Origin of the sequence: Rhizobium sp. RHZ02 (genome assembly GCF_014851575.1) — a bacterium.
Taxonomy (GTDB): domain Bacteria; phylum Pseudomonadota; class Alphaproteobacteria; order Rhizobiales; family Rhizobiaceae; genus Rhizobium; species Rhizobium altiplani.
Genome location: NZ_JACUZX010000004.1, coordinates 263,917 through 283,405, shown reverse-complemented (window position 1 = coordinate 283,405; position 19,489 = coordinate 263,917). Strand labels below are relative to the sequence as shown.

At 60.3% G+C, this 19,489-nt stretch carries 15 protein-coding genes; 9 read left to right on the top strand and 6 right to left on the bottom strand.

Annotated features, from left to right (window positions below; genetic code table 11):
• Nucleotides 1–80 precede the first annotated feature (80 nt).
• Nucleotides 81–3,080, bottom strand: coding sequence for a DNA polymerase I (gene polA / locus IB244_RS09090; protein ID WP_192303975.1), 3,000 nt, complete (start codon nt 3,078–3,080; stop codon nt 81–83).
• Between the two features lie 422 nt (nt 3,081–3,502).
• Between polA and IB244_RS09085 the strand changes: the two genes are divergently transcribed.
• The 3 genes from IB244_RS09085 to IB244_RS09075 all read left to right on the top strand — a co-directional run bounded on the left by IB244_RS09085 (nt 3,503) and on the right by IB244_RS09075 (nt 6,706).
• The gene (locus IB244_RS09085; protein WP_016552356.1) at nt 3,503–3,919 is read left to right on the top strand and encodes a MarR family winged helix-turn-helix transcriptional regulator; all 417 of its coding nucleotides are present in this window, start codon (nt 3,503–3,505) and stop codon (nt 3,917–3,919) included.
• Nucleotides 3,920–4,123: 204 nt separating this feature from the next.
• Entirely contained in the window at nt 4,124–5,512 is a 1,389-nt protein-coding gene (locus IB244_RS09080) for a M20/M25/M40 family metallo-hydrolase (RefSeq protein ID WP_113160519.1), read from the top strand.
• 471 nt (nt 5,513–5,983) lie between these two features.
• Nucleotides 5,984–6,706, top strand: coding sequence for an SH3 domain-containing protein (locus tag IB244_RS09075; RefSeq protein ID WP_409564055.1), 723 nt, complete (start codon nt 5,984–5,986; stop codon nt 6,704–6,706).
• Nucleotides 6,707–6,889: 183 nt separating this feature from the next.
• Here the strand turns inward: IB244_RS09075 and IB244_RS09070 are convergent, their stop codons facing one another.
• The gene (locus IB244_RS09070) at nt 6,890–7,072 is read right to left on the bottom strand and encodes a hypothetical protein (RefSeq protein WP_018855247.1); all 183 of its coding nucleotides are present in this window, start codon (nt 7,070–7,072) and stop codon (nt 6,890–6,892) included.
• Nucleotides 7,073–7,239: 167 nt separating this feature from the next.
• Nucleotides 7,240–7,560 carry a GCG_CRPN prefix-to-repeats domain-containing protein gene (locus tag IB244_RS09065; protein ID WP_113470511.1) on the bottom strand — a complete coding sequence of 107 codons (321 nt, stop codon included), beginning with the start codon at nt 7,558–7,560 and terminating at the stop codon, nt 7,240–7,242.
• Nucleotides 7,561–7,793: 233 nt separating this feature from the next.
• Between IB244_RS09065 and IB244_RS09060 the strand changes: the two genes are divergently transcribed.
• From IB244_RS09060 to IB244_RS09040, 5 genes are all read left to right on the top strand, one after another.
• The gene (locus IB244_RS09060) at nt 7,794–10,133 is read left to right on the top strand and encodes a transglycosylase domain-containing protein (RefSeq protein WP_192303973.1); all 2,340 of its coding nucleotides are present in this window, start codon (nt 7,794–7,796) and stop codon (nt 10,131–10,133) included.
• 236 nt (nt 10,134–10,369) lie between these two features.
• Nucleotides 10,370–12,289, top strand: a complete 1,920-nt coding sequence (gene dnaK / locus IB244_RS09055) for a molecular chaperone DnaK (RefSeq protein WP_018855244.1) — start codon at nt 10,370–10,372, stop codon at nt 12,287–12,289.
• Between the two features lie 85 nt (nt 12,290–12,374).
• Nucleotides 12,375–13,508, top strand: coding sequence for a molecular chaperone DnaJ (gene dnaJ / locus IB244_RS09050; RefSeq protein ID WP_018855243.1), 1,134 nt, complete (start codon nt 12,375–12,377; stop codon nt 13,506–13,508).
• A 209-nt stretch (nt 13,509–13,717) separates the two neighbouring features.
• Nucleotides 13,718–15,610, top strand: a complete 1,893-nt coding sequence (locus tag IB244_RS09045) for a TPR end-of-group domain-containing protein (RefSeq protein ID WP_018855242.1) — start codon at nt 13,718–13,720, stop codon at nt 15,608–15,610.
• Nucleotides 15,611–15,757: 147 nt separating this feature from the next.
• Complete coding sequence (locus IB244_RS09040) at nt 15,758–15,967, top strand: hypothetical protein (RefSeq protein WP_025658607.1); 210 nt, start codon at nt 15,758–15,760, stop codon at nt 15,965–15,967.
• A gap of 10 nt (nt 15,968–15,977) precedes the next feature.
• On the opposite strand, the gene IB244_RS09035 is transcribed toward IB244_RS09040, so the two are convergent.
• A complete protein-coding gene (locus IB244_RS09035) occupies nt 15,978–16,346 on the bottom strand; it encodes a helix-turn-helix domain-containing protein (RefSeq protein ID WP_018855240.1) in 369 nt (122 codons plus the stop codon).
• 318 nt (nt 16,347–16,664) lie between these two features.
• Between IB244_RS09035 and mbfA the strand changes: the two genes are divergently transcribed.
• Complete coding sequence (gene mbfA, locus IB244_RS09030) at nt 16,665–17,648, top strand: iron exporter MbfA (RefSeq protein WP_018855239.1); 984 nt, start codon at nt 16,665–16,667, stop codon at nt 17,646–17,648.
• A 154-nt stretch (nt 17,649–17,802) separates the two neighbouring features.
• On the opposite strand, the gene IB244_RS09025 is transcribed toward mbfA, so the two are convergent.
• Together IB244_RS09025 and IB244_RS09020 are read right to left on the bottom strand one after the other, a co-directional pair.
• Nucleotides 17,803–18,402 carry a transglutaminase-like cysteine peptidase gene (locus tag IB244_RS09025; RefSeq protein ID WP_018855238.1) on the bottom strand — a complete coding sequence of 200 codons (600 nt, stop codon included), beginning with the start codon at nt 18,400–18,402 and terminating at the stop codon, nt 17,803–17,805.
• 150 nt (nt 18,403–18,552) lie between these two features.
• Nucleotides 18,553–19,353 carry an alpha/beta hydrolase gene (locus IB244_RS09020; protein ID WP_018855237.1) on the bottom strand — a complete coding sequence of 267 codons (801 nt, stop codon included), beginning with the start codon at nt 19,351–19,353 and terminating at the stop codon, nt 18,553–18,555.
• Between the last annotated feature and the right edge of the window lie 136 nt (nt 19,354–19,489).

The window sequence follows — 19,489 nt, the reverse complement described above, 5'->3', positions numbered from 1 at the left end:
GGCGAAAAACAAAAGGAAAATCATTTTATATCAGTGGCTTGGAAGGCAATGAAAATTTTAATGAACTTTCGACGAAGCGCTCAGTGCGCTTCGTCCCAGTTGGTGGCCGAACGCGCGTCGACTCTCAGCGGCACCCGCATTTCGAGCGCCGGCATGGTGGCGTTCTCCATCACCGAAACGATGATCGGCGTCGCCTTTTCGACGTCTGCGTCCTCGACTTCGAAGATCAGTTCGTCGTGCACCTGTAGGAGCATGCGCACGCGGTCGCCAAGCCCTGCTTCGGCCAGCGCCGGCTCCATCTTGATCATGGCCCGGCGAATGATATCGGCGGCTGATCCCTGGATCGGCGCGTTGATCGCGGCGCGCTCGTTGAAGGCGCGAACCGACGGGTTGGACGAGCGAATCTCCGGATAGTTGATTCGCCGCCCGAAGATCGTTTCGACGTAACCCTTGTCACGCGCCATCTGCTTGCGGCTGTCCATGTAGTCGCGGATGCCGGGGAAGCGCTCGAAATACTTCTTGATGTAGTCGCCCGCTTCCGAGCGCTCGATCGAGAGCTGATTGGCAAGGCCGAAGGCTGAGATACCGTAGATGATGCCGAAGTTGATGGCCTTGGCGCGACGTCGCACTTCTGACGGCATGCCCTCGACAGGCACGCCGAACATCTCCGATGCGGTCATCGCATGAATGTCGACGCCGTCGGCGAAGGCCTGTGTCAGCTGCGGAATCTCGGCGACGTGGGCGAGCACGCGCAGCTCGATCTGGCTGTAGTCGGCCGAAATCAGCTTATGGCCCGGCGACGAGATGAAGGCAGTACGGATCTTGCGGCCTTCCGCCGTCCGAACCGGAATGTTTTGCAGGTTTGGTTCCGAGGAGGACAGGCGACCTGTCGTCGTCGAGGCCAGCGAATACGAGGTGTGAACCCGCTTCGTCTGGGGGTGCACGTATCCCGGCAGCGCATCCGTGTAGGTGGACTTGAGCTTAGTCAGCTGGCGCCAGTCGACGATCTTGCGCGGCAGTTCGAAGCCCGCGGCAGCGAGGTCTTCGAGAACGCTTGCCGAGGTCGACCATTGGCCGGTCTTCGTCTTCGTACCACCGGCAAGTCCCATCTTGCCGAACAGGATGTCGCCCAGCTGCTTCGGCGAGCCGATGGTAAAGCGACCGCCTGCAAGCTTGAAAATTTCGTCCTCGAGTGCCGCGGCGCCTTGTGCGAGATCGCCGGACAGGCGCGAGAGGATCTGCCTGTCGACGGTGATGCCGCGTTCTTCCATGTGTGCCAGGACCGGAAGCAAGGGCCGCTCGAGGCGTTCGTAAACCGTGGTCAGCTTCTCGGCGGCAAGGCGCGGTTTCAGCACCAGCCAGAGCCTGAGCGTGATCTCCGCATCCTCGGCGGCGTAGTGCGTCGCGCGATCGATATCGACGAGGTCGAATGTAACGTTCGACTTGCCGCTGCCGGCCACGTCCTTGTAGGCGATCGGCGTGTGGCCGAGGAACTTCTCCGACAACGGGTCCATGCCGTGCGCGCCGGTGCCTGCGTCGAGCACGTAGGAGATCAGCATCGTATCGTCGAAGTTCTTGGTTTCGACCCCGTAGCGCTTCATCAGCAGGTAGTCGTATTTGAGGTTCTGGGCGACCTTCAGGATCGACTCGTCTTCCAGCAGTGCCTTCAGCCGGGGCAGGGCATCTCGCATCGGGATCTGGTTGTCCGCAAGCCCGCCGCCGAGCAGATCGCCGACGCCCGTCTTGTGGGCGATCGGGACGTAGGCGGCGCGAATGCTGGTGCCGGTGGCGTTCCTGTCGTTGTCGGCAATCGCCATCGAGAAGCCGACGAGCTCCGCCTGCATCGCATCGAGCGACGTGGTCTCGGTGTCGAAGCCAACCAGTCCGGTGTCGCGCGCATCGGCAATCCATTTGTCGAGCGTCGCGATGTCGCGAATGGTGACATAGCGCGAGTGGTCGAAGGGCAGGGAGGCAAAGGCCTCGGCGCGCGCCTTGGCAAGATCGCCCGGCCGGAAGGTACCCTCGCGACCATTCGCGCCGTTCGCCTTTGCCGGAACGGGCACGGCCTCGCCGGCAACGTCGGGAATGCCGCCGGCAACCGGCTCGGGCTCTGCGGCGTCGAGATCCGGCCCGCGCGCTGCCGCACCCCACTGGACCGGAACATCCACGGCTTCGATCGCGCTGGCATCGCAATCGCAAGCCTCGGCCACGCGCCGCGTCAGCGAGGTAAACTGCATTGCCTTCAAGAAGCCGATCAGCTTCGGTCCGTTCTGCGGCTCAAGGATCAGGTCTTCGACCTTGAGTTCAAGCGGAACATCGGTGCGCAGCCGCACGAGCTCGCGCGACAGGCGGGCCTTGTCGGCATTCTCGATGATCGTCTGCCGGCGCTTCTCCTGCTTGATCTCGGTCGCGCGTTCGAGAAGCGTGTCGAGATCGCCGTACTCGGCAAGCAGTTGCGCCGCCGTCTTCGGGCCGATGCCGGGGATGCCAGGCACGTTGTCGACCGAGTCGCCGGTCATCGCCTGGAGATCGATCATCTTCTCGGGTGGAACGCCCCACTTCTCGATGACATCAGGAATGCCGATCTGCTTGTCCTTCATGCTGTCGTACATGTGGACGTTGGTCGTCACCAGCTGCATCAGATCCTTGTCCGAAGACACGATCGTCACGTCGGCGCCGAGCGCCTCGGCCTGGCGAGCATAGGTTGCAATGATGTCGTCGGCCTCGAAGCCCTCCGTCTCGATGCACGGCAGGTTGAAGGCCCGTGTGGCGTGACGGATGAGACCGAACTGAGGGATGAGTTCGTCGGGCGGTGTCGAGCGGTTCGCCTTGTAGGCGTCGTAGAGATCCTTGCGGAACGTCTTTGCCGAATAGTCGAAGATGACGGCCAGATGCGTCGGGGTCGCGCCAACCGATGTGTCGCGCGCATCGGTCAGGAGTTTCCACAGCATGTTGCAGAAACCCGACACGGCGCCCACCGGCAAACCGTCGGATTTGCGGGTCAAAGGGGGAAGTGCGTGAAAGGCTCGAAAGATAAAACCGGAGCCGTCGATTAGGAAGAGATGATCGCCTTTTTTCATGGCGTCATGGATAGCGCGGCGACCTTGGAAGGTCCATATAAAGTTCCGAGGGTGAAAAGTTTCTGGCTCACCAAAGTGTTACTAATTTGTAATAGTCAATCCTCGGCTTTCCCTTGAAAAGCCACATTCCCGATCACAAATGATTACTACCGGCGTTTGATCGTGTTTGATCGCGTCGAGGGTCTGATAGCTGGCTTGTCCCCCGCCGCTTCGGACTTGGACAAAGGCCTTATCCCCTCTCCGGGCCTTTGTCCCCATTTTAAAGCCGCCATAGCCAGACCTCCAGGCTATGGCGGCTTTGTTTTGCTGCTCTATCTTTCGAACATAGCCTGCGATGAAGCATTTGTGATGCGTCGTATGCGATTTGTTGCATTGTTTCATCGAGTTTTCTGCGACTAATTGAGAAGATGGGAATTAATCGAATGGACTCGGGAGCTTACCTTGCCAGCCAGCTGGCCAAGGGCTTCGCTCGTTCGCTCCAGCAGCGCGCGGCGCGGCTCGGCTTTTCGCCCGGGCAATTCCCCGTTCTTCTCGAACTCTGGGCCGAGGACGGGCTGACGCAGAAGCAGTTGCTGGCCCGCGTCGACATCGAACAGGCGACGATGGCGAACACGCTTGCGCGCATGGCGCGCGACGGGTTGATCGATCGTCGTCCGCATCCGTCCGACAAGCGCGCGCAGCTGATCTTTCTCACGGACAAGGCCAAAGGCATGGAAGACGACGCCATCGAGGCGGCGCGTGAAGCGGACCTGGCCCTGTTTCAGGGCTTCAAGAGCTTCGAGCGCGAACTGACGCTCGAGTACATCCGCCGCCTGCTCGACAATGCCAAGAAGCTGTAATCGACACTGTTCCGCCGCCGTTATGGTCGAACCCCTCCGCATGCGCTGAAAAGAACTCTCGCCCGCCGCCAGCTATTCGTGCTCTCGTCCCCCGGGTGTGTCTGACGCGCCCATCTCTCGCCATTGGCTCCCTGCCTGCTTTTTCGTCTCGAAAGCGACCGGCCTTTGGTCTATCGTCCCGCCGAATTTCAAAAGGAGTCGAAAATGACTGACGTAATGCCGGTGCTGTCGCGTGCGGACCAGAATTTGACATCGAGCCTCGACAAGCTGTTCGAGCTGTTGCGCATCAAGTCCATTTCCACCGACCCGGCCTACAAGGCCGAGTGCCGCAAGGCGGCTGAATGGCTGGTTTCCTATCTCGAGACCCTGGGTTTCGAGGCGTCCGTGCGTAACACGCCCGGCCACCCCATGGTCGTGGCCCATCACGCCGGCGCAAGCGCTGATGCGCCGCATGTGCTGTTCTACGGCCACTACGACGTGCAGCCAGTCGATCCGATCGAGCTCTGGGAGAATGATCCCTTCGAACCGTCGATCAAGGATGTCGGCAACGGCCGGAAGATCCTGACGGGCCGCGGCACCGCCGACGACAAAGGCCAGTTGATGACTTTCGTCGAGGCCTGCCGTGCCTACAAGGAAGTCAAGGGTGCACTGCCTTGCCGCATCACCATCCTCTTCGAAGGCGAAGAGGAATCGGGTTCGCCGTCGTTGAAGCCTTTTCTTGAGGCCAACGCCGCGGAATTGAAGGCGGACTATGCGCTCGTGTGTGACACCAGCATGTGGGATCGCGATACACCGGCAATCGCAGCAGCCCTTCGTGGTCTTGTCGGCGAGGAAATCGTCGTGACGGCCGCCGACCGCGATCTGCATTCCGGCCTGTTCGGCGGTGCCGCGGCGAACCCGATCCATATCCTGACTGCCGCGCTTGCCGGACTGCACGATGAGACCGGCCGCATCACCCTTGAAGGCTTCTATGACGGCGTCGAGGAAACGCCTGCCAATATCAAGGCATCCTGGGAAACGCTCGGCAAAACGGCGGAAACCTTCCTGGGCGAGGTCGGCCTGTCGATCCCGTCGGGCGAAAAGGACCGGTCGGTTCTCGAGCTCACATGGGCGCGTCCGACCGCCGAGATCAACGGCATCTGGGGCGGCTACACCGGTGAGGGCTTCAAGACGGTGATCGCAGCCAAGGCTTCGGCCAAGGTTTCCTTCCGCCTCGTCGGGACCCAGGATCCGAACGCCATCCGCGAAAGCTTCCGCAGCTACGTCCGCTCGAAAATCCCGGCGGACTGCTCGGTCGACTTCCATCCGCATGGCGGTTCGCCGGCCATCCACCTCTCTTATGATTCGCCGGTGCTGACGAAGGCCAAGAATGCGCTCTCCGACGAGTGGCCGAAACCGGCCGTGGTGATCGGCATGGGCGGATCGATCCCGATCGTCGGCGACTTCCAGAAGATGCTCGGCATGGAGTCGCTGCTTGTCGGCTTCGGTCTCAGCGATGATCGCATTCACTCGCCGAACGAGAAGTACGAACTCGCTTCCTACCACAAGGGCATCCGTTCTTGGATCCGCATCCTGGAAGCGTTGGCCAAATAGGCTGGAAAAGCGTTCGTCTTTGAACGCCAGAAAAACAAAAAGGCCGGAACGAGCCGGCCTTTCGTCATCCGCTTCACTTCGATGCCAGTACATCCGTGGTCAAGGAGGAAGCGAATGTTGCAGCCAGACTGATCGGGAAAGGTTAACCAACGGTTAACGCTGAGCCTCGATCAGGACGGTGGAAGCGGCAACGTTGCTGGCGCGCACAGCTTTCCATCGGCTGCAATATGTTGGTTCGCACGTCGGAATGCCGAGCGCGCGTTTCAAGTAGATGTGTTGCATTTTTGAATTTTGAAGCGCCCACGCGTTCAAGTCAGGTTCATCGGCGCGGACTACAAATCATTGAAAGAAAAGGTGATTGAGCTGAAATCGGCGCGAGGCGGCGAACGCCGAAGCCGTGCCCGGGCGCTTGCGCACCTTTTCGGAAAACACAAGCGGCGCGGTCGCCAGCGTCGTCAGAGGAGTTGAAACGTGAAGTCCATCTTGATGAAGGCCGCTGCAGCGGCCGCCCTCTTGCTCGCGCCGGCGATTGCCGAGGCGGCAGAGGGATATGCGACAGCCAACGTCAACATGCGGGCCGGACCAAGCACGCAATATCCCCCTGTAACCGTCATTCCGGCCGGTGAATCGGTGGAAATCCATGGCTGCCTCGCCGATGTGCCTTGGTGCGACGTGGAGTTCTACGGTGGGCGCGGCTGGGTCGCAGGTCGCTATGTGCAGGCGCTCTACCAGAGCCGTCGCGTCTATGTGGGTCCGGAATATTACCGTCCCCTCGGAATCCCGACCGTGGTCTTCAGCGTCGGAAATTACTGGGACCGCTATTACCGCGGTCGCGATTTCTATCGGGAGCGCGATCGTTGGCGTCGCAATCCTGTTTACGATCGCCCGCCCGCTGTGGTGCGGCCGCCAGAATTCGACGGAAACCCTGGCCCCGGGCGTCCGCGACCCGATTTTGATCGCGGTCCCGATCGGACGCTCGATGGAAACCGCGGACCGGACCGTCGTCCCGAGCAACCGAATTTCGACCGCGGCCCCGGCCGCCAGGATTTCCAGGGACGGCCCCATGACAATCGTCCGGACTTCCAGCGCCCGCCGCAGGGCAACGACGATGGGAACTGGCGTCGCGGCGGTGAGGGCCGTCGTGGGCCTCCACGCTGCCCGCCGCGTGATCCGGCCTGCGGCAACCAGCAGTGACGCATCGGGGCGGCCGCGAGACCGCCCTTTATATTGGGGAGATGAGAAGGCCCGGCGCTCTGGGAGAGACACCGGGCCTGATCGCGATCGGCGCGTTTGAGGGGGAGACGGCCGACCTTTAGCGAAACGTGTAGGGCGTGTTTCGCTAGGGCGTTAATCCACCAGCTCGCTAATGGTTCCCTGTTACCAGAGAGAAACGGAACGCTGCCGACCGGCGAGGAGGTCGCGCAATTCCGCGAACGGGCCGTGAAGCATCTTCAGGCGGCTCTCTTCCATTTTTGTCAGCCGGTAGCGGCGTGCAAACTCGTGCACGTCCCAAACTTCACGCAGCTTGAATTCTTCGCTTTTGGTAATGTCGATGGTCATGAATGCCTACATATTGCGCATGCTGCGCTAATCTCAGGCGCAATCCGGCGTGCTATACGTCAGATTTGTGACAGTCGCAACGAATGGCAGCCATGCCAAAAAAGCGGGGCTTGGTAAACGAATTATAACAAAGCCCAGGCTGAGCGGCCCGGGCCTTGCTGTCTTAATCAGCGCCAATCGCGTCCGCGCACCCACGGTGGCGGGCGATCCCATCCGTAGGATCGCTCATAGCGCCAGTCATGGCGCGGCGGGCCGCCCCATCCGTAGCGGCGATCGGCGCGCCAGCCGTAACGCGGCGGTGGCGGTCGGTCCCAGTTCGGCCGGCAATTGCCCCACCGGGTCAGGTGATAGCCGCGCCCGCAGGCGTAATCGACGAGTACCGTATTCTTGGCCGCAACGCCGTTCAGCGGCGCGACCGGCATCGCTTCAGCCGCGGTAACGCCAAATCCACACATGGCGATCGCAGCTGCAATCATTCTAATACGCATCTCTGCACCTCTGTTATGCAAGTCCCTTGCACATGGATTAGAGAGCCGGTTCGGTGAACGGGGGCTGAACCAAATTTGACATTGTTGGGGCAAGGGCGGGCCGGTCTAGCCACTTCTTAACCACCCCTTAAATCGCCGCATTTAAAGTTCAACCGGGCGGAGAACCGTTTGGCAAAGCACGGTTTCTGCGGCGTCGCCGCGCAAGGAGCGAAGAAGGGGCGTACCGGTACTAGATGGCGGGCAGAGGCAAATCACGCGACAGGATCGAACCTTCCTTCGGCGGTCGCGACGACCGCGACGATGATGACGATTTTTCGCTCGACGCCGATGACCGTGTCGTCAGGGGACGTTCGACCAAGCGATCGCCGTCAAAATCGTCTCGCGCGCGCCAACCCGAAAGACGCAGACGTGGTCGTCGCGAACGCGAGGGTGGAAGCTTCTTCGGCTTCATTCGTCGCATCCTCTACTGGTGCATCGTTTTCGGCATCTGGGCCGGGATCGGCGTGGCTGGCCTCGTCGTCTATTACGGGTCGCGTATGCCGAGCGCCAGCACCTGGGCCATTCCGGATCGCCCGCCGAACGTCAAGATAACTGCCGTCGATGGCAGCGTCATCGCCAATCGCGGCACGACGGGCGGCGAAGCGCTCGCGCTCGAAGACATGTCGCCCTACATCCCGGAAGCGATCGTCGCCATTGAAGACCGCCGCTTCTATTCGCATTTCGGCGTGGATCCCCTTGGCCTCGCACGCGCCCTCGTCACCAACCTGACGACCGGCCACATGGTTCAGGGCGGCTCGACGCTGACACAGCAGCTTGCAAAGAACCTTTTCCTGTCGCCGGACCGCACGCTTGAGCGTAAGGTGCAGGAAGTCCTGCTCGCGCTATGGCTGGAGCAGAAATACACCAAGGACCAGATCCTTGCGATGTACCTCAACCGCGTCTTCTTCGGCTCGAACGCCTATGGCGTCGAAGCGGCCTCGCGTCGCTACTTCAACAAGTCCGCACGCGACGTGAACCTCGGTGAAGCAGCCCTTCTTGCCGGACTCGTCAAGGCGCCGTCGCGGCTGTCGCCGGCGCGCGATCCCGAGGCCGCCAATGCCCGCGCGCAGGTGGTCCTGCAGACGATGCGCGAGCAAGGCTATATCACCGACGACGAGGTGAAGACCGCGATGTCGCAGACGCCAGCCAAGGCGAAGCGCTACTGGTCGGGCGCCGGCCACTATGTCGCGGATATGGTCATGGACCAGCTCCCTGGCCTGATCGGCGACGTCAAGGAAGACATCGTCGTCGATACGACGATCGACAAGACGCTGGAGAAGCGCGCGGAGCAGTCGCTGAACGATGTGCTCGGCAAGGACGGCGCCAAGCTCGATACGTCGCAGGCAGCCCTGGTTTCACTCGATGGCACCGGCGCAATCCGCGCGCTCGTCGGCGGCAGGGATTATGCCGACAGCCAGTTCAACCGCGCCGTCACCGCCAAGCGCCAGCCGGGCTCGTCCTTCAAGCCGTTCGTCTATGCAGCGGCGTTGGAAAAAGGTCTGACGCCGTTTTCGGTGTTCAACGACGCGCCGATCCGCATCGGCGATTGGACGCCTGAGAACTACGAGAAGAAGTACAATGGCGAAGTGACGCTCGCGACGGCGCTTGCAAAGTCGCTGAACACCGTCGCGGCCCAGTTGGTCATGTATGACGGGCCGGACCAGGTGATCAAGCTCGCGCACCGCCTCGGCATCGAATCGGAACTGCAGCCCAATGCCTCGATCGCTCTTGGTACGTCGGAAGTGTCGCTGACCGAGCTCACCGGCGCCTATGCCGCCTTCATGAATGGCGGCTACAAGGCGACGCCGCATGTGATCCGACGCGTAACGACGGCTGACGGCAGCAAGGTGCTCTACGAAAATACCTACGACAACCCGCCCCGTGTCCTGTCGGAGGCGATTGCTGCCAACATGAACACGATGATGATGGGCGTCATCAACCAGGGAACGGGCAAGAGCGCCAAGCTTTCCGGTTGGCAGGCCGCGGGCAAGACCGGCACGACCCAGAATTCGCGCGACGCGCTCTTCGTCGGCTTCACCAGCAACCTCACAACCGGCGTCTGGTTTGGCAACGACGATGGCAAGCCGATGAAGAAGGTGACGGGCGGCGGCTTGCCGGCCAAGGCCTGGCAGGAATTCATGGTCGCCGCGCACAAGGGACTGTCGCCGGCGCCACTGTTCGGCAACGGGCAATTCATGGCTGATCCGGCAGCCAATCCCGGCTTCGGCGACCAGCCGATGGCGTCTGCGGAGCCCGGTATGGCGCCGCCGCTTGAAGAGCCGACGACAATCGGCAGCATTCTCTCCGGTGTCTTTGGTGAAAGCGCCGAGCGCTATCCACAGGCGAATGACCGGCCAAGACGCCAGCCGATCGCCCCGGTCAATGGCGGTCCGGTGCCGCCCGCCGACATCGCCGATGACGGTGGTTATGGCTACGGTGATGCGCTGCCGCGGGGTGATATTGGCGAGCCTGAACCGTCGCCGGCGCACCATCGGAAACGGACGACCTTGCTTGACTTGATCATGGGACAATAGTCGACGGGTTTTGGCCAGAAAAACGCCATCGTCCTGTGCGTGCCAAAATTAGCTGTTGGGCGCTTTTTTTGCCGGTTTTCTGGCTAGTTCTCGCCTTGCAGTCCCGAAAACCGCTCCTTATATACGCGGCATCACCGCAATCACGATTGCGTTAATCTTAAAGACCCATCCCGTAAGGGGCTGTCAGGGAAATGCCTTCTCGGGGTTCCGACAGCTTGCTTCAAGGAGAGAATGACATGGCAAAAGTAATTGGTATCGACCTCGGAACGACAAATTCCTGCGTCGCTGTCATGGACGGCAAGGACGCGAAGGTCATTGAGAACGCCGAAGGTGCGCGCACGACGCCTTCGATCGTAGCATTTTCCGAAGATGGCGAACGCCTCGTCGGTCAGCCGGCCAAGCGCCAGGCAGTCACCAACCCCACGGATACGCTGTTCGCAGTGAAGCGCCTCATCGGCCGCCGCTACGACGATCCGACGGTTGAAAAGGACAAGGCTCTCGTTCCTTTCGAGATCACCAAGGGCGACAACGGCGACGCATGGGTCAAGGCCCGCGGCACCGGCTATTCGCCTGCCCAGATCTCCGCGATGATCCTTCAGAAGATGAAGGAAACCGCTGAATCCTATCTCGGTGAAAAGGTCGAAAAGGCCGTCATCACCGTTCCCGCATACTTCAACGACGCACAACGCCAGGCAACCAAGGATGCCGGCAAGATCGCTGGCCTCGAAGTTCTGCGCATCATCAACGAGCCGACGGCGGCAGCCCTTGCCTACGGTCTCGACAAGAAGGACGGCAAGACCATCGCCGTTTACGACTTGGGTGGCGGTACCTTCGATATCTCGATCCTCGAAATCGGCGACGGCGTCTTCGAAGTGAAGTCCACCAACGGCGATACCTTCCTCGGCGGTGAAGACTTCGACATGCGTCTCGTCGAATACCTCGTTGCCGAGTTCAAGAAGGACAACGGCATCGACCTCAAGGGCGACAAGCTGGCTCTGCAGCGCCTCAAGGAAGCTGCCGAAAAGGCAAAGATCGAACTGTCGTCCTCGCAGCAGACCGAAATCAACCTGCCGTTCATCACCGCTGATGCAACCGGCCCGAAGCACCTGACGCTGAAGCTGACCCGCGCCAAGCTCGAAAGCCTGGTCGAGGATCTGATCCAGCGCACGATCGCACCGTGCAAGGCTGCTCTCAAGGATGCCGGCGTCACGCCAGCCGAGATCGACGAAGTCGTTCTCGTCGGTGGCATGAGCCGCATGCCGAAGGTCCAGGAAGTCGTCAAGCAGCTGTTCGGCAAGGAGCCACACAAGGGCGTCAACCCTGACGAAGTCGTGGCACTCGGCGCAGCCATCCAGGCTGGCGTTCTGCAGGGCGACGTCAAGGACGTTCTGCTTCTCGACGTAACCCCGCTGTCCCTCGGCATCGAGACCCTCGGTGGCGTCTTCACCCGTCTGATCGAGCGTAACACGACGATCCCGACGAAGAAGTCGCAGACCTTCTCGACCGCCGACGACAACCAGCAGGCCGTCACCATCCGCGTTTCGCAGGGCGAGCGCGAAATGGCTGCCGACAACAAGCTGCTCGGTCAGTTTGACCTCGTTGGCCTGCCGCCGGCACCGCGTGGCGTTCCGCAGATCGAAGTCACCTTCGACATCGACGCGAACGGCATCGTGCAGGTTTCGGCCAAGGACAAGGGCACCGGCAAGGAACAGCAGATCCGTATCCAGGCTTCTGGTGGTCTCTCCGACGCCGACATCGAAAAGATGGTCAAGGACGCCGAAGCCAATGCCGAAGCCGACAAGAAGCGCCGCGAGGCCGTGGAAGCCAAGAACCAGGCTGAAAGCCTGATCCACTCCACGGAAAAGTCGCTGAAGGATTATGGTGACAAGGTTTCCGAGGCCGACCGCACCGCGATCTCCGATGCGATCGCTGCTCTGAAGTCTGCCGTCGAAGCAACCGAGCCGGATGCTGAAGACATCAAGGCAAAGACCCAGACCCTCATGGAAGTCTCCATGAAGCTCGGTCAGGCGATCTACGAAGCACAGCAGGCTGAAGGCGGTGCGGCAGCAGACGCATCCGCGGAAGCCGGCGACGACAATGTCGTCGATGCCGACTACGAAGAAGTCAAGGACGACGACCGCAAGAAGTCCGCCTAAGCGAGACGAGACGGTCTAGCTTGAAACTGACGTTCCGGCTGCCCACCACGGCAGCCGGAAAACCATTTCCGGGGTCTAATCCTTAATGGCAAAAGCCGATTTTTACGAAACGCTGGGTGTCGCCAAGACGGCGGACGAAAAAGAGCTGAAAAGCGCCTTCCGCAAACTCGCCATGAAGTACCATCCGGACAAGAATCCGGGCGACCACGACGCCGAGCGCAAGTTCAAGGAAATCAACGAAGCCTACGAAATGCTCAAGGATCCGCAGAAGCGTGCGGCCTATGACCGATATGGTCACGCTGCCTTCGAGCATGGCGGCATGGGCGGCGGCGGCATGGGCGGCGGCTTTGGCGGCGGCGGATTTTCCGACATTTTCGAGGATATCTTCGGCGAGATGATGGGCGGCGGCCGCCAGCGGCAGCGCTCTTCGGGCGGCCGCGAGCGTGGCGCCGATCTTCGCTACAACATGGAAATTTCGCTGGAGGAGTCCTTCTCCAGCAAGACCGCGCAGATCCGCGTGCCAACTTCGATCACTTGCGACGTCTGCTCCGGCTCGGGTGCGAAACCCGGCACGCAGCCGAAGACCTGCGGCACTTGCCAGGGCTCGGGTCGCGTGCGCGCTGCCCAGGGCTTCTTCTCGATCGAACGGACCTGCCCGACCTGTCATGGTCGTGGCACGATCATTCCCGATCCGTGCACGAAGTGCCATGGCCAGGGCCGCGTCACCGAAGAGCGTTCGCTGTCCGTGAACATTCCGGCCGGTATCGAAGACGGCACCCGCATCCGCCTGCAGGGCGAGGGCGAAGCCGGCATGCGCGGCGGTCCGGCGGGCGATCTTTACATCTTCCTGTCGGTGAAGCCGCATGAGTTTTACCAACGTGACGGCGCCGACCTCTACTGCACCATTCCGATCTCGATGACGACGGCGGCACTCGGCGGCACCTTTGACGTGGCGACGCTCGATGGCACGAAGTCGCGTGTGACGGTGCCCGAAGGCACGCAGGCCGGCAAGCAGTTCCGCCTGAAGGGCAAGGGCATGCCGGTGCTTCGTTCGCCGCAGACGGGCGACCTCTATATCCAGATCCAGATCGAGACTCCCCAGAAGCTGACAAAGCGCCAGCGCGAACTTCTCCAGGAGTTCGAGCAACTCTCCTCGAAGGAGAACAATCCGGAATCGACCGGGTTCTTCGCGCGCATGAAGGAATTCTTCGAGGGCTGATCGACCCTATATGAAATGTAACAAAGGCCCGGTTGCTGCTGCAGCCGGGCCTTTGTTGTTTGCTTCGTCAGGTCGCCTACGCAGGGTTGTCTCAACGTTCGAACGTCAAAAACACCTTATTATCCCGGGTCGACCGAATGAATGGTGGGACATTGAGATAATAAAAGGCTAAATTAGTGTGACGAAAACCGTATAGCGTCGAGGGACACTTGGAACGCCGTCTCGCAGCCATCCTCGCAATCGACATCGTCGGCTATGGCCGGTTGATGGGCATAGATGAATCCGGAACGCTAAGTGCGGTGAAAACCTGCCGCACGGAGCTGCTCAATCCGAAGATTGCACAGCACCGCGGACGCATCGTCAAGCTGACCGGCGATGGCATGCTGGCGGAATTCTCCAGCATCGTGAATGCTGTCGCCTGCGCCGATGAGGTGCAGCGAGAGGCCGCGCAACGAAACCTGTCGGTGCTCGAAGACAAACGTATCGAATTTCGGATCGGCATCCATCTCGGCGACGTCATTGTCGAGGAGGGCGATATCTTCGGGGACGGCGTCAATGTTGCTGCGCGGCTGGAGGCGCTGGCTGAGCCAGGAGGCATTGCCGTTTCGGCCACCGTCAAGGACCATGTCGGCTCACGGCTCGACCTGTCCTTCGAGGATCGCGGGGAACACCGCCTCAAGAACATCAAGGAACCGGTCCGGGTCTATATGATTTCGCCGCAGCGGGCGCTGCCACTGAAAGTGAACAAGGCGGCTTTGACCGCAGCCCGAAAAAAGCACAAGCAGCTTGTCGCCGTGCTGCCCTTCACCAACATGAGCGGCGATGCCGAGCAGGAGTATTTTTCCGACGGCATCACCGAGGACATCATCACCGACCTCTCGAAGGTGTCGAACCTCTACGTGGTCGCCCGCAACACCGCCTTCACCTACAAGGGCAAGTCCGTGCAGGTGAAGCAGGTGGCGTCGGAACTCGGTGTCGACTTCGTTCTCGAGGGGAGCGTGCGCAAGGTCGGCCAGCGCGTCCGCATCACCGGACAGCTGATCGATGCGAGAAATGGCGGGCACCTTTGGGCGGACCGCTTCGATCGCGACCTCACCGATATTTTCGCAATCCAGGACGAGATCACCCACGCAATCGTCGATCAACTCAAGATCAAGCTGCTACCCGAGGAGAGGCAGGCGATCGCAGCTGAGCCGACAAGCAATGTCGAGGCCTACACCTATTATCTGCGTGGACGACAGCTGTCTCACACCTGGACAAGGCCCTATCTACTTCTGGCCCGGCGCATGTTTGCAACGGCCGTTGCGTTGGATCCGGAATATGCCCGTGCCTATGCCGGCATGGCGGATTGCGAGTCGGCGCTGCGCGATTGGCATGCGGGTGAGTTTACACTGCAGGGGATACTCAATCTGAGTGCCAAGGCGCTGGCGCTCGATCCGAATCTTGCCGAGGCGCATGCGTCGCGCGGACTGGCGCTGCACCAGGACGGGCGAGACGAGGAGGCTCTTGTGGAGTTCGAAAAGGCGCTGGCGCTGGAGCCCGATCTCTATGAAGCGAATTTCCACTATGGTCGCTTCCTTTTCATGGAGGGCAAGTTCGAGGGGGCAATCACCTTCTTCACTAGGGCGGCCGAGATCCGCCCCGACGACTATCTCTCGCCCATTCATCTGATGAGCGCATGCCGGTCGCTTGGTCTCGAGGAGGAGCGAGCGCATTGGGCGCGCGTCTGCATCGAGCGTGCGGAAGAGGCCTTGGAGCGGCATCCGGAAAACTCGGGGCCGGCCCATCGCGGTGCGCTCGCATTGGCTCACATGGGCGATGCGGAACGCGCTAAGGAGTGGGTCAAGCGCGCGCAGATGATTGATCCGGATGACATCGTTGCGCAATACAACATCGCGTGTGTCTATGCTTTGTTGGACGAATGCGACGCCGCACTCGATCTGTTGGAAGAACTGCTGCCGCAATCGTCCTGCTATCACATCCTATGGTTCAAGCATGATTCGGACCTCGATTCGGTGCGCGATCACCCGCGGTTCGAGAAAATGCTGGATGCGATCGCGGCATGCTCGGCCTCGCTGGAGTACCGGGTCGCGTCAGAATAGCGCCGGCGCTTGCTGGGTGTTCCATTATGAAACAAGCAAAAATGCAAGTCTGCCTTGCGTTAACGCAGGCAGTGAATGCCGCTTTGCAAATAGAAGCAAAGCGGCCAGTATCCTTTCGGGGATAAACCAAAAACAAGGGCAACTTCCATGACGGCAGCAGCCACTTCTTTGTCATTGCAGTCCGATGATGTCGATGTGCTCGCCGGCGCGCTCTATTCCTGGTGTGCCGAGCGCAACATCAAGCTGCGCAGCCAGCAGGGACTTTCCATCGCGAGCATCGCGATCGATCTCTACCATGCTGGCCATCGGACGCAGGACGACTTGCTCATCGCGCTTCACGCGTGCGAGTTGCACTGACCGACAGGGTTCAGCGCAAAGCCTCGATGTAGCTTTCACCGGTCATGATCGACAAGATGGTCTTGACGGCCTCCTTGCCTGCCGCAGAGCGAAGCTTGTCATAGTGCAGGGCAAGCTCATAGGCTTCGGGGCTCAGCCCTGGCCGCGCTGATCCGTCAGACGGGTTGGCGCCCTCGAACAGTTCCGAAATATCAACGCCCAGAAAAACCGCGATCTGGTGAAGCTTGCTTGCGGATACGCGGTTGGTGCCTTTCTCGTATTTCTGAATTTGTTGAAAAGTCAGCCCCAGCGCCTCGCCCAGTTCCAGCTGCGATATGCGTCGTTTGGCCCTCAGTGTCCGTACATTTTTACCAACAATAATATCTACCGGATCTGGCACCGTTATGTTCCCTTATAAATGCAATCAATACGCATAGTACTATGCCCGCCTTCCATAATATCTCAATCCCATGAGTTGTAAATTTCAACCCGCTTTTGTTATGGTTTTTTGCCCAGTAATCATACACTTTCGGCGTAGATGTAGACTGTAGCGTGCACGTTATTTCCGATGCCAGCTAAAGGCGGTGCACGTACGCGAAGCTGTGCGTCGTTTTACTTGCCGCGGCCATGCGTCAATTCACTGGCTTCCATGCCTGTGAAAACTTGACCGACGCGCCGGCAGCCTCTATTTTAGAATAATTCTAAAATTGAGGTTGTCATGCTGTCCAGGCTTTTTTGGTCATCCAAGCGCTCGTTCGATTCTTTGTCGGAACAGGAAATACTCGCACTCGCCATTGGGGCCGAAGAGGAGGACGCGCGCATCTATCTCGCCTACGCCGACATGCTGCGCAGCAACTATCCCGCGTCCGCTAAAATTTTCGAAGAGATGGCCGAGGTCGAGGACACCCATCGCAAGTCCCTGATCGAAATCTATCGCCAGCGGTTCGGTGAACGCATCACGCTCATTCGCCGGGAACATGTTCAGGGTTTCTATGAGCGCAAACCCGACTGGCTGCGACGCAACCTGTCGCTCGAGAAAATCCGCGGTGAAGCCGAAGCGATGGAGCAGCAGGCCTATCGCTTCTATGTCGAAGCGGCACGGCGCGTCACGGACGCGCAGACCCGGCAGTTGCTCGGTGACCTCGCCTTGGCGGAGCAGGGCCATGAGGACATTACTCACATGCTTGTCGACAAGCACACGCCGGCCGACGTCAAGGCGGAGGAAGATCACGCTGCCCGCCGCCAACTGGTGCTCACCTATGTGCAACCCGGCCTTGCCGGCTTGATGGATGGCTCGGTATCGACCTTGGCGCCGATCTTCGCAGCCGCCTTTGCGACCCAGAACACCTGGCAGACCTTCCTTGTCGGCATGTCCGCCTCGGTTGGCGCCGGCATCTCGATGGGCTTCACAGAAGCGGCACATGACGACGGCAAGATTTCAGGCCGCGGATCGCCGATCAAGCGCGGCATCGCCTGCGGCGTCATGACCGCGCTTGGCGGTCTCGGCCACACCTTGCCCTATCTCATCCCGTACTTCTGGATCGCAACGACGATGGCCGTGATCATCGCGATCTTCGAACTCTGGGCGATTGCCTTCATCCAGAACAGATTTATGGAAACGCCATTCCTGCGCGCTGCTTTCCAGGTGGTCGTGGGCGGCGGTCTCGTTCTCGGTGCCGGCATTCTGATCGGCAATGGATAAAGCGAGCTCCGGCACTACGGAGCGATCGACGCGGTGAATTGATCTGGCGCGCGAATGCACAGGCGATGCGCCGGAATGACGGGCTAGACTAACTGGCGTCGTGCATAAAAAAGGCCGGCGTTTCGCCGGCCTTTTTCGTTCAATCTACTATCGCTTATCGCAAAGCACCGACCAGAACGTCGCGGCCATTTTCGATGGTGACCCAGCGACCGGCATTGTTGCTCGACTGGCGCTTGATGAAGGAGTAGGGCGTGTCGAACCATGGCTTGATGTTGGACGCCAGGTTGTCGAGCACGAAGTCGCCGTTGCTGGTGCGCAGCGTCAGCACGGCATGACCTTCGCCATCGGGCTTGCGGACCACCGTGAGAAGAAGATTAGCCGGCGAAATTCCGCGCTGTATCAGGATGCGGCGCTTCAGCAGGGCGAAGTCCTCGCAGTCGCCTGCGGTCGTCGGATAAGCCCAGACCTCATCCTTGCCGTAGATTTCCTTGTCGGTCATCGGCGTGATGTTGTTGTTGACCATCGTGTTGACGGACCGCACCATTCCCCATTTCCCTTCCGACATCTCGGCCGGCGAGACGTTGCGGTTTGGGCCGCATTCATTGCGATGGCTCTGGCAGAAGTCGTAATGGCCGATCGGCTGGGACGTCGCAGCGCCGGTAACCATCGAGAGATTGTTGGTGGAAGCCGGCGTTGCGGCTGTAGACATAGCAAACATGGCCATCATGGCCACGACGAAACCCTTGATCCGCACGCCCGCTGTTCCCTTGCATCGCCCATGTATTGTTAACAAAAAGTTAACGGACGGAGGCTCGGAGAGTCAATCGTTACTTCTGGGGAAGGTGCCACTACCCGCCAATATGGTTAAAATCCGTTAGGATTTGGCACACATGGATCGTTTGGCCTAGCGGATAAGCCCTTTGACGGCGGCGAGCATGCGCTCGATGTCCTGGGGCCGCGACAGCCGGTGATCGCCATCACGCACGAAGGTCAGCACGACGTCGTCGGCGGGGAGATGCTCCACGAGCTTCATAGCGTGCTGATAGGGAACGTCCGGATCCTTCATCCCCTGCAGGATATGGACCGGGCAGCCGGTCTCGATGATGCCGTTGAGCACGCTGTTGTCGCGCCCGTCCTCTATCAGGGTTCGCGTATAGATGTTTGGCTCGGGGCTGTAGGCCGACCGCTCTTCGAAGTAGCCGCGCTCGGCCAGCGAGGCCTTCTCCTTCTTCGTGAGGTTCGGCTCGATCAGATCGGAGGTGAAGTCGGGAGCCGGCGCAATCAGCACCATGCCCGCGAGCTTCGGCCCGTCCTGCCGCTTGGCGAGTTCCTGCGCCAGCCTGAGCGCAATCCATCCGCCCATCGACGAGCCGACGACGAGGATGCGCTCGGGCGCCGCGTGGAGGATTACCGCAAGCGCCTCCTCGAGCCAGCGCGAGATCGTCCCGTCGGTGAATTTGCCGCCGGACAGGCCGTGGCCGGAATAGTCGAGGCGCAGGCAGGCAAGGCCGTTTTCGGCCGCGAACCTGTCCAGCTCCACCGCCTTGCTGCCGCTCATGTCAGAGCGGTATCCGGAGAGCCAGACGAGGGTTGGGCCGGCCGTTTGGCCAGGTTGGCTACGCGCAATATAGGCGATCTCGCGCGCAGCTTCGCCCTGTCCGACGGTAAGATATTGTTGGTTGTAAGTGAGATTTGCGTCAGACATCGCGGAACTCCAGTTGTTTTGGCCTATAAAACAGATTCTTGACAGGCTGACAGCAGGTGATTTTTCCGCTAAAGGATGGTACCGACTCCGTTGCAGCAATGGTGAAACGACATTTGTACTTCCGTCATCGGGAGTG